Here is a 16,208-nt window from a genome sequence, read left to right as displayed (position 1 = left end):
TCTGAGGACGTCCCGGTCAGTGTTTCCCTCACAGCTTGAGAGGCTTGATCCCATGACGCGCGCCCCCATCCACCTCGATTTCCTGAATGCGCTGGACGTCGAGGCACTAGGGTTGACCGACCCGGAGATCATCTCCGCAGTGGAGGCTGGGCTCGCGGCGCAAGGACGCGGGGAAACCGTGATCGAACCGCGCATGCACCTGATTCCAGGCGGCAGCAGTGGTCATTTCAACGTGCTGAGGGGCGCGTTTCGGGCGCCGATCAATCTGGCGGGCGTCAAGGTGATCGGGGACTTCGTCGACAACTACAAGGAGGACCTGCCCTCGGAGCTTGGCCTGCTCCTGTTGATGGACCCGTCCAATGGCGTGCCCAGGGCCATCATCGACGGGAGCCATCTCACCGATATGCGCACCGGCGCAGTCACAGCCATCGGCGCGAAATACCTTGCGCGCAAGGGTGCCAAGGTGCTGGGTCATATCGGGGCACGCGRCACGGCCTACTGGAACGTGCGCCTGCTCGACTCGCTGTTCGACTTCGACGAGATCCGGGTGCATTCCCGCCGACAGGAAAGCCGCGAGGCTTTCGGAGCACGGCTCACAGCTGATCTCGGCAAGCCCGTCACGGTGACAGAGGACTGGCGCTCCTGCGTCGACGGCGCCGATATCGTTGTCGAAGCCTCGCGCCTCGATGCTCCCGAGCCACTGCTGAGGACGGACTGGATCAAGCCAGGCGCTTTCGTCGTGCCCTACGGCACGATGAGTGCCGTCGAGCTTTCGCTGACCGATATCATGAGCAAGCTCGTCGTCGACGACTGGGGCCAGTGCCGATCGGGCCAGTTCGGCTCGCTGCGCGCCCATGTCGAGGCCGGCAAGCTCTCGGAGGCGACCCTTCATGCCGAGATGGGCGAAATCGTCGCCGGGCTGAAGCCCGGCCGCGAGAGTGACGACGAAACCATCCTGTTCTGGCATCGCGGGCTCTCGCTCTCCGACATCGCGCTTGGCCATTTCATGCTGGAGAAGGCCGGGCGCATGGGGATTGGCCAGAGGCTGCGTTACGCCTGATGAACCCTGCCACACCGCACCTTGTCGCCAATGCGCGGATGTATGCCGTCAACCCGGCGGTTCGTGCTGCCTGGACCGATCTCTTCGCCTGGATCTCAAGCCGGTCGGGGGTGCCGCTGACTGTCGTCGACCATGCCGCACCGGCTCCATTGGAGGACCTCTGGCGACGCGGCGATCTCGGCCTCGCCTTCATCTGCGGCTACCCCTTCGCAAGCGGTCGCTTTCCCGTGCAGCCGATCGCGGCTCCGATCCCGGCCGCAGCGCTTGCGGGCGGGCGGCCCTTCTATGCAACTCATCTCGTCACCCGCGCCGAAAGCCCGATCGCCACGCTCGCCGGGAGCTTCGGTCAGCGCCTTGGCTGGACGGTCGAGCACTCCCAGTCCGGGTTCAACGCCTTGCGCAGCCACCTGCTCCCCCATTGGAAGGCCGGGCCGTTGTATCGGCAAAGCATCGGCCCGCTTCTGACGCCGCGCCGGGTGATTGCCGCGTTGCTCAACGACGAAATCGATATTGGTCCGCTCGACTCGTATTTTCACGACCTGTTGCTCGCGCATGAGCCCGAAACCGCTGTACGGCTGCGGATCATCGAGACGACGCTCCCAAGGCCGATGCCGCTCCTGGTCGCCTCGGACACGCTGGACGCGGCCCCACTTGCAAACCTTCGCGATGCGCTGCTCGACGCTGCAGCCCAGCCGCAGCCGCAGGCTTTGCTGCCTCGCCTGAAGCTCTCCGGTTTCGCAGCCATGGAACGCAGCACCTATGACGTGCTGCTCGAGGATGCACGCAGGGCGGAAGCCGCCGGATATGGTCGGCCGGGCTAGGGTTCGGCCGGGCGCCCGGCACTGCGCGCCCGGATCGCCGCAAGCGTGATACGCCCGAGCGGCCGGCTGTCGCCATCGACGATGGTCGCGCCGTCTCGCCCCTCGGTCAGAAGCGCGGAGAGCACGTTGCGCAGATTGGCCGATGCCGGAAGCCGCAGGTCGGAAACCTCTGGCGCTCCCTCTTCGACCGCATCTGCGGCGCTGACCAGAGAGAGGCGCCGTAGCGCGGCGTCAGCACCGACGAAATCGGCGACGAATGCGTCAGCCGGAGCCGCCAGCAGGCGGTCGGGTGTGTCATACTGCACCAGGCCGCCATCCTTCATGATGGCGACGACATCGCCCATGCGGATCGCTTCATCGATGTCATGGGTGACGAAGATCACCGTCTTCTTCAGCCGGCGCAGGATCGCAACGAACTCCTCCTGGAGGCGTCCCCGCACCACGGGATCGACGGCACCGAACGGCTCGTCCATCAGCATGACCGGCGGGTCGGCAGCCAAGGCGCGCGCCACCCCGACACGCTGGCGCTGTCCGCCGGAGAGATGGCGCGGGTAGCGCGCCAGGAACTGCGCGGGCTCCAGCCCGACGAGTGCCAGCATCTCCTCCGAGCGCGACCTGATCTTCTCCGCCGGCCAGCCCAGCAGTTTGGGCACGGTCGCGACATTCTCGGCGATGGTCATGTGCGGGAACAGGCCGACCTGCTGAATGACATAGCCGATGCGGCGGCGAAGCAGCACCGGATCGGCCTGGGTGACATCCTCCCCCCCAACGATGATCCGGCCGGAACTCGGTTCGATCAGCCGGTTCACCATCCGCATTGTCGTGGTCTTGCCGCAGCCGGATGGGCCGATCAGCACGCAGGTCCGGCCTTCGGGCACAGAAAGATCGAGGCTGTCGACCGCGGGACGCGCGATGCCTGGGAAGAGCTTGCTGACATTCTCGAGACGGATCATCAGGCCCCCATTCGCGCGGAACGCGTCATAGCGCGCTCGACGCTCGCAAAACCGATCTCGACCAGCAGCGCGAGCAAGGCGACCGCGACCGCTCCGGCAATCAGCTGCGGAAAATTGAAATTCGCCATGCCGGCAGTGATCAGCTCGCCGAGACCGCCGCCGCCGATGAAGGCCGCGAGCGTCGCCGCCGAGACGACCTGCACGGCGGCCGTGCGGATGCCCGCAAAAATCACCGGCAGCGCCAGCGGGATCTCGATCCGCGTCATCACCTGCGCATCCGAAAGTCCCTGCCCGCGCGCCGCCTCGACGATGTCGCGGTCGACTTCGCTCAGGCCCGTATAGGTGTTGAGCAGCAGGGCCGGCAGGCCGTACAGCGTCAGCGCCACCACAGACGGCAGGAAGCCGGTGCCGAGCAGGGGCAGCATGATGACGAGCAAAGCCAGGCTCGGCACGGTGCGCAGGATGTTGACGATCGCGATCGCCGAATTGGCGAAGCTGCGATGACGCGTCAGCGCAAGCCCGAGCGGCAGTGCGATCAGCACCACGGCGAGAAGCGCCACGCCCGAAAGCCAGAGATGATTCTCGACCGCTGTCCAGAAGATGCGGGGATTGGCGGAGATCCAGCCGAGCATCAGGCGCCCTCCGCCTGGGCCGCCCGCAGGCCGAGCTCGAGCCGACGCAAGATCTCGTCGCAGGCGATGGCAAGCAGCGAGGTCATGATCGCGCCGACGACGACCTTCTCGCCGAAATCCTGGGTGATGCCCTGGAAGATGATGTCGCCAAGGCCGCCGGCATTGATGAAGGCGGCCACGGTCGCGACCGAGACCATGGTGACGACCGTGATGCGGATGCCGGCGATGATCACCGGCAACGCCAGCGGGAGCTCGATGGCGAAAAGCCGACGCCAGCGGCCATAGCCCATGCCGTCGGCGGCATCCAGAATCTCGGGCGCGATCTCGCGCAGGCCGGTTGCCGTGTTCCGGATGATGATCAGCAGGGCATACATCACGAGCGCAACGATCGCCGGGCCAAAGCCCAGCCCGAGGATGGGAATCAACAGCGCAAAGATCGCCAGTGCCGGCACCGTGTAGAGGGCGCCCGAAATCAACAGCACGACGAGGTAGAACGTCGGCCGCCGCGCGGAGATGATCCCGAGCGGCAGGCCGATGACGAGCGAGATCGCGAGCCCGATGCCAACGAGCTGGATATGCTCCCAGAGCGCGATCAGCAGGCGGTCGTAATTCTCAATGATCCAGGTCATGCCGGCAGGTCCGAAAACGCTGCGGCAAGCTCTCCCGCCGCCAGGCGTTCGGCCAGCGCCTCGAACTCGCGCCCCATCGGCCGGTCATCGTCGAGCCGGGCGACATGGGCGCGGACGAAGCCAAGTGCGAGAGTGGTGCCGACGCCGAGCCTGATGCCCTCGCGCTGATCGGCGGCCTCGGCGGCCACGACGAGTTCGATCGCAGCAAGCCGCGCCAGGTGCTCGGCGATCATCGCCGTCTTTGCGACGATGCGCGGCGTCATCGGCGCGTAATCCTCGACACCATCGGCAACCGGCATGGTCATCGGGCCGAGCGGCAGGGCGAGATGGCGGATCTCCGCTTCCAGGGCTGCGGTCGTCTTCTGCGTGGTCGCAAACCCCGCATGCGTGCCGCCATGGCGTGTCAGGAAGCGCGGCAACCCGCTGGACGCAGGCGACATCAGCTTGGTGATACGGAACGCCGAGATCGTCGCTGCGTGGGCGACTGCCAGTCCGAGCCCCTCGAGCGCGAGTGCGAGAGCCGTCGTGTCGAAATTGACGGTCGAACGCAGGACATCCTCGGTGATGAGCACCGCCGGGCTGTCGCCGGCCCCGTTGAGCTCGACTTCGACGAGCGCCCGCGCCGTATCGAGCGCTGCGGATGCGGCTCCGTTCACGGGCGCCAGGCAGCGAAAGGACAGCGGGTCCTGCACGCGTCTGGCAGCGCCTTCATCGAGGAGATCGCTCCCGGCCAGGAGTTCGCGCAACTTCGCCGCGCCAGTGACATGGCTCGGCACCGGCCGAAGGGCGACCAGATTGCTGGCGATGGGCGAGAGATTGGCGCGGTAGGCCTCCAGCGAGAGCGCGCCTGCCACCGTCAGCGCCTGCAGCGCCATGGTCATGGCGCGAAGCGCGAGCGCCGCCAGGCCCGCGCTCTCGGCATTGGCATTGAGCAGCGCGAGCCCGTCCTTCGGCCCCAGGGGCGGAAGCGCTATGCCGGCCAGGCGCATGGCCTCGGGGCCGGGCCGAATCCGCCCGTCGAACTCGGCCTCGCCCTCCCCTGTCAGCGGCAGAAAGAGCTGGGCCAGCGAGCTGAGGTCGGCCTCACCCAGCGAGCCGATGCGTCGGACGACAGGATGAACCCCGGAATTCAGCATCGCAGCGAGCGTCCCGACAAGGCCCGGCGAGATGCCCGACGCGCCCTGCGCAAGACCGGCAAGCCGCGCCAGCAGTACGGCCCGCACCTCGGCCCGTGACAGGCAATGCCCGACCCCGACAGCCCGCGCCCGAACGGCCCGCTGCTGGAAGGCAGCAATCTGATCCGCCGCCAGCCGCGTATCGACCGCAGCCCCGAGGCCGGTCGTCAGGCCGTAGACGGCCTCGCCGCGTTCGAGGCTGCGCTCGACCACCGCGCGAGCCCCGCTCAGCCGCTCATGCAACGCGGGAGCCAGCATGATCTGCGCAGCATCATGCGCGACGGCATGGACCTGTTCGATCGAAAGCGGCCCGGCACCGATGACGACGGCGGGGGCCGCTTGCACCAGCTCCATCCGCAGACCGCCCGCCTTAGCGGACAAGACCCTTGGCTTTCAGGAAGGCGGCGGCGACGACGCGCGGCTCCTTCTTGTCGACCTCGACCTGTCGGTTCAGCTCCTGCATCGTCGCATTGTTGAGCGCCGCCCCGACCTTCTCGAGGATCTCGACGACCTTKGCATTGCCGGCAATCTCCTGACGCACGACCGGGGCGAGGAAATAGGGCGGGAACAGCGACTTGTCGTCGTCCAGCGCTACGAACTTCTCCGCCGCGATCTGCCAGTCGGTGGAGAAGCCGTTGGCGATGTCGACCTGCTTCTGGTTCAGCGCCTCGTAGCGCAGCCGGAGCGCAGCGAACTGCTTGAACTCGGCAAACTCGGCGCCATAAACCTCCTTGAGACCCGCGATGCCATCACGGCGGTCGACGAATTCGGTACCGGCGCCGAGCCGGAGCTTGGACGAGACCTTGCCGAGATCTGTCAGGGTCTTGAGGTTGTATTCCTTCGCCGTCTCCGGCCGCACCACGATGGCATAGCCGTTATTGATGCCGGAAGGCTTCAGCCAGGTCAGGTTGAACTCCTTCTCGTAGAAGGCCTTGACCATGCCGCGCACCTTCTCCGGGTCGGTTTCGGTCACGCCCTGGGCCTTCATCACGGCGTTGAGGCCGGTCCCGGTATATTCCGGATAGAGATCGATCGCGCCGCTCTTCAGGGCCTCATGCGCCACCAGCGTGCCACCGAGATTGATCTTGCGCTCGACCTTGAAACCAGCGCCCTCGAGGGCCGCGGCATAGAGCTCGGCAACGATGAACTGCTCGGTGAAATTTTTGGAACCGATCTTGATCGTCTGGGCCGCTGCCGCCGACAGCCCGACCAGGATCATGGCGGCAACAGTACAGACCGTCTTCGCGAAGCGCATGCTGACAAGTTTCATGGCTGCCTCCTGTGATGGCTCAAGGGGTTAGCTAACGAGGGATCGAACAGCGATGCAAGTTTCGGGCTCGTGAAGGAGAAAAGCGCCTTCGCGATTCCAGTCTCGGAGAACGAACGCCCCGGGCAAGCGCTCAACTGAGGGGATTTCGTTCGCCCGCGCGGATGGCGGCGGGCAGGCGATTCTCGATGGGCGACAAAGGGCAGACCCAGGCCTCGGAATAGGCGCAGGACGGGTAATAGGCGAAATTGAAGTCGAGGATCGTACGCCCCTGCGAAGTCGCGCCGAGATCAGCGCTCTTGATCGTGTCGAGCAGGTAGCGGCCGCCGGCAAAGGTCTCCTCGCCATTGCTCGCATCGCCGAAGGGCAGGAAGGTCCCGCCGCCATAGCCCTCGATCCAGTAAAGCGTCAGCTCCCGACCGAGCGCGCCCTCCAATCCGTCGGTCAGCGCGTAGGGCCGGAGCACCATGGCGCCGTCCTTTCCGGCTTCGACCCGAATGGTTTCACGCCCGATCGCGGGCCGGAGCCCGACCTCGAAGCGCAGCGCCGGATCGTAGGAGAAATAGCGGATGCCCCTGAAGCGCTGCCGCCGAGCGGCCGCAAGCGGCGACTGCCGATGCTCGCGAAACAACCGGTCGCGTACGCTTCGCCACTGCGTCCAGCCCGCTTCCGCCGGCATCGCCCGGACCGCTGCGTAGAGATCGGCCACCTGCCGACGCCAATCCTGGAGCGAGGCCATGTTCTCGAGTACCGCGCTCGCAGACAGGCGAGCCCCTGATCTGGTGGATTCCGCTCCGGCAATGATCTGGTTTTTCATGGAGTGCAGCCTTCGGTTCGACTGAACGGGATCGCTTAGGCACGAGAACCGCCGCCGCCGGTCAACGCGTCGGCGACGCAGGCGTTCCCACATCGCCCATTGTGCCGATCCTGCTGTCAGGCCGTGTCAGCGTTCCCGGCGGTGCCAGCAAAAATCGTCGCGTCGAGGCACAAAGCCAAGGCCAATGAAGAACGCCGCCGTCACGAGATCGCGACGACGGCGTTGAACTGGCGGATCGGAAGCCCGAGCTGTCAGGAAAATTGCGTCTTCAGGCCTTCGAAGAGCGCAACCTGCTCGGCAATCAGCGCACGCTTCTCGTCGCGCCGCACGAAGACCTTGAACATCGCTTCGCCGGCAGCATTGAAGAACTGGACCGAGCAGGAGCGGCGGCCATGGAACTGTCGATCGACCAGATAGATCGCCGTGCAGTTGCCTGCCTTGATATGTCCGCCGATCGGGCTGTCGCCATGAATGTTGTAGTAGCCATGGCCGAAGGAGCCGACGGGCAGCGAGCCTTCACATTCCAGCACGATATCGGCGGTGTGGACGATGAAGAGCACCTCGCCCCAGGTCGAGAGCGCCTGCCACAGAGCCTCGAAGCGCTCGGCAGCGATGAAATGGCGCTGGTCGGCCGGCGCTGCCTCGAGCACCGCGAGCGTCGGCACGCCGACCTCGCGGGCGATGGCCTCGATCACGCCATCCGGCTTGGCTGCCAGCGCCTGCCTGACGCGCTCCATCGGGTCTGTCTGTGACGGGTCCTGGACCGCCGCTGCACTCGCCTGCGAGATCGACATGCCGTCCTCCCTCACTCTGCCGCCTGGCGGGGCAAATGCGGATTGGCCTCGCTGAGCACCGTCTCGAAACCTTCGAATTCGGGATGCCCGAGATACATCGGCGTAGCCCTGGGCTGGCCGGCATTGCGGTGTGATTCACGGAACTGGTCGGACTTCGTCCAGGCCGTGAAATCCTCCTTCGAGGCCCAGGTCGTGTGCGAGGAATAGAGGGTATGGTCTTCCTTCTCCGGCCCCTTGAGCAAATGGAAGGCGATGAAGCCGCTCATCTCGTCGAGGCGGGTCTTGCGCGAGGACCAGACCGTCTCAAAAGCGGCCTCCTCTCCCTTGACGACCTTGAAGCGATTCATGGCGATGAACATGGGTGTTTTCCTCAGTTGGCTGGCTGTTGGCTGGCTTGGTTGAACGGGAAGCGGGCAGTGCCTGGCGGCATTGCAGTCCTCATGTGCCGAAGCGCGTCGAGAAGCCGATCTTGCCGACGAAGCCCGGGCTGTTGTCACCGTCGCGGTAGCGGCGATAGCGAACGTCGCCGACATTCTCGAGCGAGAGATAGGCGCGGGCATCCGGCGTGATCTTGTAGTCGGCGTAGAGATCGACCAGCGCATAGGCCTTGCTCGCGAGCACCTGCGATCCAGGCGGCAGGCGCTTCTGATCGTCGACCAGCGTCAGCCGGGCGCCCACCGTCAGCTTCTCCTCGAAGAAGCGCAAACCGCCGTTGAGGACCAGCTTGTCAGGATAGATCGACTCCAGAGGCTGGTTCAGCGTCCTGTTGTCGCCGCGGATGGTCGAGCCGGCAAGGGTCATGAACCAGCGCTTCGCGTCGTAGCCGAGTTCGGCCTCGAAGCCGGTGATGCGCGCCTTGGCAACGTTCTGGTACGAGAAGAAGGCATCGTTGCAGGCGCCCGGGATCGGCGCGCCGCAGGGAGCACCGGGATCGACGAAGATACCGTCGATATAGTTCTTCACGTCGTTCCTGTAGACGGCGAGCTTGCCGCGGAAGCGGTCGCCCTCGCTCAGGATGTCGTCATATTTCAGATTGACGCCGGCCTCGAGCGTCTTGCCCACTTCCGGCTTCAGGTTCGGGTTCGGCCGGAAGATGAAGCTGGCGGGAGCCGGATGCGGCCCGTCTACCAGCGTCTCGGTCACCGACGGCGCCCGATAGCCCTCGGCATAGGTGCCATAGACCTGCAGCCCCTGCAGCGGGGTGACGCCGAGCGTCAGCTTGGGCGAGATGCGGTTGCCATCCGACGAGGTGCGACCGCCGCTGAGCTCATAGGCGTCGTAGCGCAGCGCGCCGATCAGGTCGAAGATCGAATACTTGACGTGGCTCTGCACGAAGCCGCCATAGACGCTGCGCTTGCCGGACGGCGTTGTCTCGTCGCCATTGCTGACCGGATCGCTGGTCCTGACGCGATCCTCGAACCAGTCCGCGCCGTAAGTCAGATTCAGCGCTGCCGCGCCCAGATCGAATTTCGAGGTGTTGTAGATGTCGAACCCCGTGGTCTGGACCTTGAAATAGCGCTTCGCGCCCAGGGCGGCGCCCGTACCCGAGATCTGGGTCTGGTCTGTGTCCGTCGAGGTCGAATACGCACCGATGTTCAGGTTCAGCCACGGGATATCGGGCCGCGAGAAGCTGTAGCGCGCCGTGTAGTTCTGCGTCGTGACCTCGTTGTCGCGACGCGGGGCCGTGGGGGTGCCGACACCGTTGGAGAAATCGTAACGCTGGTACTGGCCACCGAGCTTGAGCTCCTGGCCTTCGCCGGGCGTGATCACGATCTTGCCGAGACCTGAAACCAGGTCCTGCCCGGTATCGGCGATCTTGGTGCCATTGCCGTCGCGATAGGGATTGAGTGAGCGGAACGAAAGCCCGACCAGGCCCGCGACGACGTCATTTGGCCGGAAGGCGCCGATGGCATTGCCGAAGACGCCGGTCTGGCGAGCGAACACACCGGTACCGCCGATCTCGGCCGCTGCGCGCTCGCCGGGCCTGAGGATATCCTTGGGATCGACCGTCTCGAAGGACACGACGCCACCGATCGCGCCTGAACCGTAGATGTTGGCAACCGGGCCGCGCGTCACGTCGATGACGCGTACGAAAGAGGGATCGAGGAAGAAGGCGCCATTGGCATTATGGCCCGATCGCTGGAAATTCTGGCGCGCGCCGTCGACCGTCACCGCGACGCGGCCGAAATCCTGCAGGCCACGAATATTGATCGCGGTCGCGGGGTCGTTCGGGTTTTCCTGTGTCGAGACGCTGGGCATCTGGTTGAGGAGGGTCCCGAGCCTTTGCGGCTGCTGCGAACGGATCTCGTTGCGCGTCATCACAGAGACCGAGGCCAGCGCGTCAATCGCGCGCTCTTCCTGCTTGCTCGCCGTCACGGTGATCTCGTCCAGCGCAATCGGCGTAGCAGCGGAGGCTGGCGCCGGCTGGGATTGAGCATGAGCGCCGAGCGACCATAGCGCGATGGCAGCCACGGAAACGGAAGCGCGCAACAGCGCGGCGTGAGAATTCATACGTCCAGCCCCGAACCTGACCTGAAGATTTTGCAGCGACTGGCTGGCTGGACGCGGGCTGCGTGTGGCTGGCTGGCGCGGGCGGTCGCACCGTCCCGGCGCGCCGCTCTTGACCCTTTGTAGTAAAGCTGAATATCACCGTCAACAACGCTTAAGATTTACCCTTCCTTAGAATAATTAAAAACTGACAACTGCTTTAGATCACCTTTAGACGACGAGATGTCGCGCACTCTTGGCTAGACGAGATCGATTCCGATCCCATCTTCCATTGACGCGCAACCCGTGAAGCGGAGAGACCATCATGCCAAGCCCCCTGGCGCCTTCAAGGACGCTCGGCGCACGGCCCCATCGACGCGAACTGAGCGCCGCGATCGGACTGACGTTTCTGGCCGCCGCCGGCCTCTTTGCCCCGTCCACGCTCCCCAGCCCGGCCCAGGCACAAACTCCGGATCGCATCGTCGCTGTCGGCGGCGTGATCACCGAGGTGCTCTATGCACTCGGCCTGCAGGACCGGATCATCGGTGTCGACACCACCAGCCAGTTCCCCCCCGAGGCCCTGCGCGACAAGGCCAGCGTCGGCTATGTCCGTGCACTTTCGGCCGAAGGTGTGCTCTCCCTCAAGCCTTCGCTGGTTATTGCACTCGAGGGCGCCGGACCTCCCGGAGCGGTATCGCTGCTTAACGAGGCCGGGCTGCGCCTCGCCAGCATTCCGGAAGACAACTCGCCTGATGGCGTCGTCACCAAGATCCAGGCGATTGGCGCCGTCGCAGGTGCGGCCGAACCCGCGGCGCGCCTCGCGCAGCAGACGAAGCTGCGTTTCGACGAACTTCAGACGCTGCGCTCCAGCCTGCCGGCCAAGAAGCGCGTGCTCTTCGTCCTGTCGCTCCAGAACGGCCGCGTGCTGGTCGGCGGCCGCAACAGTTCGGCCGATGCGATCATCCAGATGGCCGGCGGCGTCAACGCCGCGACTGCGGTCGAGGGCTTCAAACCCCTGAACGACGAGGCCATCATCGCGGCCGCCCCCGACGTGATCCTGATGATGCGCAACAGCAGCAGCCATAATGCATCGCCGGAGGAAGTATTCGCCATGCCGACCTTCTCGCAGACCCCGGCCGCGGCGAAGATGGCGCTGGTCAGGATGGATGGCCTCTACCTGCTCGGCTTCGGGCCGCGCACACCGGCGGCAGCCCGCGACCTGATGGCAGCGCTCTACCCCGAGGCCGCGATCCCGCCGCTCAAGACCGCCGCTGCACCATGACGCTGGCCGTCCGTCCAGCCGACACGATGGCCACGGCCGCGCTCGCCAGCTTCGCAGCCGGACAACGGCGGCAGGCCGTTCTGGTCATCGTCGGCCTTGTTCTGCTCTGCGGCCTGTTGATGATCGTGGCCGTCGGGCAAGGTGCGTTCTCGATTCCGCCTGGCCGGGTCGCCGAGATCCTCTGGGCCAGGCTGACAGGCGAGACCGCCCTGCTGGAAGGGCGCGACGCGCTCGTCGTCCTCAATATCCGCCTCCCGCGCGTGCTGCTCGGCGCCCTCGTTGGCGCCGCACTCGCGATTTCCGGAGCCCTGATGCAAGGGCTCTTCCGCAATCCGCTCGCGGATCCCGGCCTCGTCGGCGTCTCCGCCGGCTCCGGCCTGGCAGCGGCTGCGACCATCGTGCTCGGTGACCGCCTTCTCGCCGGCCTGACGATGAAGCTGCCTTTTGCAGCCCTCCCGTTCGGCGCTTTCTGCGGCGGCCTGATTTCGACCCTGACCCTCTATCTCATTGCGACCCGCCAGGGTCGGACCTCGGTCGCGACCATGCTGCTCGCCGGTGTCGCGCTCGGCGCGCTTGCCGGCGCGCTGACCGGCGTCCTCGCCTTCATTTCCGACGACCGACAGCTGCGCGACCTGACCTTCTGGTCGCTCGGCAGCCTTGGCGGCGCGAGTTGGACCAAGCTCGTGGTCATCGCGCCCATCGTCCTGCCGCTGCTGCTGGCGGTGCCCCTCCTGGCCCGCGGGCTGAACGCTTTGATGCTCGGAGAGGCCGAAGCCTACCATCTCGGCATCCCGATCCAGCGCATCAAGGMGCTGGCGATCCTGCTCGTGGCCCTGGCCGTCGGCGCCAGCGTCGCCTCGGCCGGCGTGATCGGCTTCGTCGGCATCGTCGTGCCGCATCTGATCCGCCTCGCCATCGGCCCCGATCACCGGCTGTTGCTGCCGCTCTCGGCGCTCGGCGGAGCAACGCTTCTCGTCGCCGCAGATATCGTCGCGCGCCTGATCGTCGCCCCGGCCGAATTGCCGATCGGCATCGTCACTGCAGCACTCGGCGCGCCCTTCTTCCTGTGGCTCCTGCTGCGTCGCGCGGATGGTCTCGATGTCTGAGCCGATCAACAACGAGCCGATCCTCTCAGGCCGGTCCCTGAGCTTCATGGCCAGCGGGCGCGCGCTGGTCAGCGAGGCTTCGCTCGATCTCAAACCGGGCAAGACCACGATCCTGATCGGCCCCAACGGCGCCGGCAAATCGACCCTGCTCAAGCTGGTCACCGGCGAACTGAAGCCTGCCAATGGCGAGGTCCTGCTCGACGGCGAGCGCCTCTCCGCGATCCCGTCCTGGCGCCTGGCCTGCCAGCGGGCCGTGATGGCGCAGCACACGCGGCTCGCCTTTCCCTTCAGCGTCTATGAGGTCGCACGCCTCGGCGTGGACGGTGTCGGGCGCGCCTTGTCGCGTCAGCGCCGCGAAGCCCTCGTCGGCGAATGCCTGGCCTCGGCCGGCGTCGCCGAGCTCGCCGCGCGGCGTTATCAGACCTTGTCCGGTGGCGAGCAGCAGCGCGTGCAGTTCGCCCGCGTGCTCTGCCAACTCGAGGCCGGTCGCAGCGTCGCTGCGCGGCAGACCCTCTTCCTCGACGAGCCGATCGCCAGCCTCGACCTCTGCCATCAGCTCGCCCTGCTCGATATGGCACGCGCGATTGCGGCCCGCGGCGTGGCCGTGCTGATCGTGCTCCACGATATCAATCTCGCCGTGACCTATGCCGACCACCTCGTCGTGATGGACCGCGGCCGCATCGTCGCCCAGGGGGCGCCGGCAGCAACGCTGGATGACGCCTTGCTGCGCAATGTCTTCAAGGTCGACCTCAGCTTCAGCCGCGCGCCCGCCGCCGGCCTGCCCTTCCTCCTGCCCCAGCAGCACCGCCCCAACGCAGCCGCTTGATCCCCCGGAGCGGTTATTTTAAGCTTGAAATAATTGCTCCGAACCGGGGTCCGCGATCATGTCCGCTTCACCGCGCAGATTGTCCTACGGACGTTATCTTCAGGTCGACGATCTGCTGGCCTGCCAGACCCTGGAGAGCGTGAAGGCCGGCACGCCGGCCCATGACGAGATGCTCTTCATCATCGTCCATCAGGCCTATGAGCTCTGGTTCAAGCAAATCCTGCATGAGCTCGACCGCATCCAGCTCGACTTCTCGGCGAGCCCGGTCGCCGACGAGAATCTTGGCCGCATCGTCGCGGGCCTCGGCCGCATTCATGAGATCCTGAAGCTTCTGGTGGGCCAGCTCGACGTCCTGGAGACGATGACGCCCGCCGGCTTCCTCGAATTCCGCGACCTGTTGACCCCGGCCTCGGGTTTCCAGTCCGTGCAGTTCCGGCTGATCGAGAGCCGTCTCGGTCTCGCCGATACGCTCCGTCTCCGGATCGACGATCAGAGCATGCGCGAACGCCTCGCGCCCGAGGATCGTGCCAAACTCGACGCCGAGCATAGACCGTCCCTGCTATCTCAGCTTGACGCCTGGCTCGCGCGCACGCCCTTCGTCGCACTTGGCGACTACAGTTTCCGTGAAAGCTATCGTGCCGCCGTGACCGCGGCGCTACAGCGCGATGCGCGCAGCGTCGGCACCGATCCGTCCCTGCCGGAAGCGCAGCGCCAGGCCGATGCCGCCGCGATCGAAACGGCGCTCGCCCGCTTCCAGGCCCTGTTCGAGCCGGACGCCGCCGGCACAACCTGGCACATGTCGGCGCGCGCGATCGAAGCAGCCCTATTCATCGCGCTCTATCGCGACATGCCCGTGCTGCAGCTGCCCTTCCGGCTCCTGCAAAACCTGATGGACATCGACGAAAGCCTGACGCTCTGGCGCCTGCGCCATGCGCTCATGGTCGAGCGCATGATCGGCGTCCGGCCCGGCACCGGCGGCTCCTCGGGCTCGGGTTATTTGCGCGCCACGGCCGAGAAGCACCGCATCTTCATCGACCTCTTCCATCTCTCCAGTTATCTGCTCGCCGCCCGGGACCTGCCGGCCCTGCCCGAGGGGGTACGCCGGCGCATGGGCTTCAGCTACGGGGCGGCCTGATGCACGGCGACTGGACAGCTCATTTCAGCCGTTTCCGCAACGCGGCACCGGAGCGGATCAACCTCGCGGCGCATAGCCATCACGACTGGCCCGATGTCAGTTTCGCGGCGCAGGAACAGGCCTGGACCGACGCCGCCCGCCTCGCAGGCCATAAATGGAGCCTCGTCTTCGGCGAGCTGATTCCGGCGGTTCAGGCCGGCATCGCCCGCGAGCTCCGGCTTCCCGATCCGTCGAGCATCGCCTTTGCGCCGAACACCCACGAATTCCTGCGTCGCCTCCTCTCCTGCCTGCCAGCCGACCGCACCCCTCGCATACTGACGACGAGCGCCGAATTCCACACGRCTCGGCGGCAGCTCGCCCGACTGGCCGAAGAGCGACTGATCCAGCTCGACGAGATCGCCGCAGAGCCCTTCGCAACATTTCACGAGCGCCTCCGGACGGCGATCATCGCCGGTGGCCACGACCTGATCTATGTCAGCCAGGTCCTGTTCAATTCGGGAGCGACCTCAGGCGATCTCGCAGCGCTTGCCGGCGCAGTACCGTCCGAGGAAACCCTGGTCGCGATCGATGGCTATCACGGCTACCTCGCCCTGCCGACCGACCTTTCGGCGATTGCGGACCGCGTCTTCTACATCGCCGGAGGCTATAAATACGCGATGGCCGGCGAGGGCTGCTGCTTCGTGCACTGCCCGCCAGGTTATGGCCCGCGCCCGCGCGACACCGGCTGGTTTGCAGCCTTCGGCGCGCTCGCGGCTCCCCCCGGCAGCAGTGTCGGCTACTCCGCCGACGGCGGTCGCTTCCTCGGCGCCACCTTCGATCCCAGCGGGCTCTATCGCATGCGAGCCGTGCTGGCATGGCTGCAGGCCAACAGTCTCGCTGCGCATCACGTCCACGAGCACGCCATCTCCCTGATGCGGCAGTTCCTCTCCGGCCTCGATACGCTGACAATTCCCGGGCTATCCCCGGCCCAACTGATCACGCCCGTTGGCAATCCTGCGGCACATGGCAATTTCCTCGCCTTCCGCACCGCGGGAGCCGGAGCGCTGGAGGCGACACTGGCGAAGCACGGCATCGCCACGGATCATCGCGGCGACGTGTTGCGGTTCGGCTTTGGACTGGCGCTGTCGGACGGAGATGTGGCCGAGGCTCTCGATCGGATGAAGGCCCTGAACGCCTGATCGAAATCATCGGAATGATCGATTTTACGCCGGATTCATCGTGAAT

At 65.9% G+C, this 16,208-nt stretch carries 16 protein-coding genes; 7 read left to right on the top strand and 9 right to left on the bottom strand.

Annotation, left to right across the window (positions count from 1 at the left end):
* Window positions 1-52 precede the first annotated feature (52 nt).
* A complete protein-coding gene (locus AC1DRP_RS03830; RefSeq protein WP_476767828.1) occupies window positions 53-1,060 on the top strand; it encodes an ornithine cyclodeaminase family protein in 1,008 nt (335 codons plus the stop codon).
* The gene (locus AC1DRP_RS03825) at window positions 1,060-1,881 is read left to right on the top strand and encodes a phosphate/phosphite/phosphonate ABC transporter substrate-binding protein (protein WP_476767827.1); all 822 of its coding nucleotides are present in this window, start codon (window positions 1,060-1,062) and stop codon (window positions 1,879-1,881) included. The genes AC1DRP_RS03830 and AC1DRP_RS03825 overlap by 1 nt, the downstream gene beginning before the upstream one ends.
* On the opposite strand, the gene AC1DRP_RS03820 is transcribed toward AC1DRP_RS03825, so the two are convergent.
* The 9 genes from AC1DRP_RS03820 to AC1DRP_RS03780 all read right to left on the bottom strand — a co-directional run bounded on the left by AC1DRP_RS03820 (window position 1,878) and on the right by AC1DRP_RS03780 (window position 10,659).
* Complete coding sequence (locus tag AC1DRP_RS03820) at window positions 1,878-2,834, bottom strand: ABC transporter ATP-binding protein (protein ID WP_476767826.1); 957 nt, start codon at window positions 2,832-2,834, stop codon at window positions 1,878-1,880. The two genes, AC1DRP_RS03825 and AC1DRP_RS03820, sit on opposite strands and share 4 nt — an antisense overlap.
* Window positions 2,834-3,466, bottom strand: coding sequence for an ABC transporter permease (locus AC1DRP_RS03815; protein WP_441492716.1), 633 nt, complete (start codon window positions 3,464-3,466; stop codon window positions 2,834-2,836). The genes AC1DRP_RS03820 and AC1DRP_RS03815 overlap by 1 nt, the downstream gene beginning before the upstream one ends.
* Entirely contained in the window at window positions 3,466-4,095 is a 630-nt protein-coding gene (locus AC1DRP_RS03810) for an ABC transporter permease (protein ID WP_441492715.1), read from the bottom strand. The genes AC1DRP_RS03815 and AC1DRP_RS03810 overlap by 1 nt, the downstream gene beginning before the upstream one ends.
* Window positions 4,092-5,615, bottom strand: a complete 1,524-nt coding sequence (locus AC1DRP_RS03805) for an HAL/PAL/TAL family ammonia-lyase (RefSeq protein ID WP_476767825.1) — start codon at window positions 5,613-5,615, stop codon at window positions 4,092-4,094. The genes AC1DRP_RS03810 and AC1DRP_RS03805 overlap by 4 nt, the downstream gene beginning before the upstream one ends.
* Before the next feature lie 25 nt (window positions 5,616-5,640).
* Window positions 5,641-6,540 (bottom strand): glycine betaine ABC transporter substrate-binding protein, encoded by a 900-nt coding sequence (locus AC1DRP_RS03800; RefSeq protein ID WP_476767824.1) that lies wholly within the window; start codon window positions 6,538-6,540, stop codon window positions 5,641-5,643.
* Between the two features lie 130 nt (window positions 6,541-6,670).
* The gene (locus tag AC1DRP_RS03795; protein WP_476767823.1) at window positions 6,671-7,354 is read right to left on the bottom strand and encodes a DUF1684 domain-containing protein; all 684 of its coding nucleotides are present in this window, start codon (window positions 7,352-7,354) and stop codon (window positions 6,671-6,673) included.
* Between the two features lie 251 nt (window positions 7,355-7,605).
* Entirely contained in the window at window positions 7,606-8,148 is a 543-nt protein-coding gene (gene hutX, locus AC1DRP_RS03790; RefSeq protein WP_441507439.1) for a heme utilization cystosolic carrier protein HutX, read from the bottom strand.
* Between the two features lie 11 nt (window positions 8,149-8,159).
* Window positions 8,160-8,507: a heme-degrading protein HmuQ gene (hmuQ, locus tag AC1DRP_RS03785; RefSeq protein ID WP_441492710.1), complete on the bottom strand. Its 348-nt coding sequence runs from the start codon at window positions 8,505-8,507 to the stop codon at window positions 8,160-8,162.
* Window positions 8,508-8,586: 79 nt separating this feature from the next.
* Complete coding sequence (locus AC1DRP_RS03780; RefSeq protein WP_476767822.1) at window positions 8,587-10,659, bottom strand: TonB-dependent hemoglobin/transferrin/lactoferrin family receptor; 2,073 nt, start codon at window positions 10,657-10,659, stop codon at window positions 8,587-8,589.
* 301 nt (window positions 10,660-10,960) lie between these two features.
* Between AC1DRP_RS03780 and AC1DRP_RS03775 the strand changes: the two genes are divergently transcribed.
* The 5 genes from AC1DRP_RS03775 to AC1DRP_RS03755 are packed head-to-tail and all read left to right on the top strand — an operon-like array spanning window position 10,961 to window position 16,162.
* The gene (locus tag AC1DRP_RS03775) at window positions 10,961-11,917 is read left to right on the top strand and encodes a heme/hemin ABC transporter substrate-binding protein (RefSeq protein ID WP_476767821.1); all 957 of its coding nucleotides are present in this window, start codon (window positions 10,961-10,963) and stop codon (window positions 11,915-11,917) included.
* A gap of 26 nt (window positions 11,918-11,943) precedes the next feature.
* Window positions 11,944-13,023: a FecCD family ABC transporter permease gene (locus AC1DRP_RS03770; protein ID WP_476767837.1), complete on the top strand. Its 1,080-nt coding sequence runs from the start codon at window positions 11,944-11,946 to the stop codon at window positions 13,021-13,023.
* On the top strand, window positions 13,016-13,849 hold the full coding sequence (locus AC1DRP_RS03765) for a heme ABC transporter ATP-binding protein (protein WP_441492707.1): 834 nt from the start codon (window positions 13,016-13,018) through the stop codon (window positions 13,847-13,849). Before AC1DRP_RS03770 ends, AC1DRP_RS03765 begins: the two co-directional genes overlap by 8 nt.
* A 58-nt stretch (window positions 13,850-13,907) precedes the next feature.
* The gene (locus AC1DRP_RS03760; protein ID WP_441492706.1) at window positions 13,908-14,984 is read left to right on the top strand and encodes a tryptophan 2,3-dioxygenase family protein; all 1,077 of its coding nucleotides are present in this window, start codon (window positions 13,908-13,910) and stop codon (window positions 14,982-14,984) included.
* Complete coding sequence (locus AC1DRP_RS03755) at window positions 14,984-16,162, top strand: aminotransferase class V-fold PLP-dependent enzyme (protein WP_476767820.1); 1,179 nt, start codon at window positions 14,984-14,986, stop codon at window positions 16,160-16,162. The genes AC1DRP_RS03760 and AC1DRP_RS03755 overlap by 1 nt, the downstream gene beginning before the upstream one ends.
* Window positions 16,163-16,208 lie beyond the last annotated feature (46 nt).

The sequence above is a fragment of the Allobosea sp. 01N443 genome (genome assembly GCF_056399325.1).
Note: the sequence above shows the minus strand (reverse complement) of the source record. Positions and strands in the feature narration are given on the sequence as shown.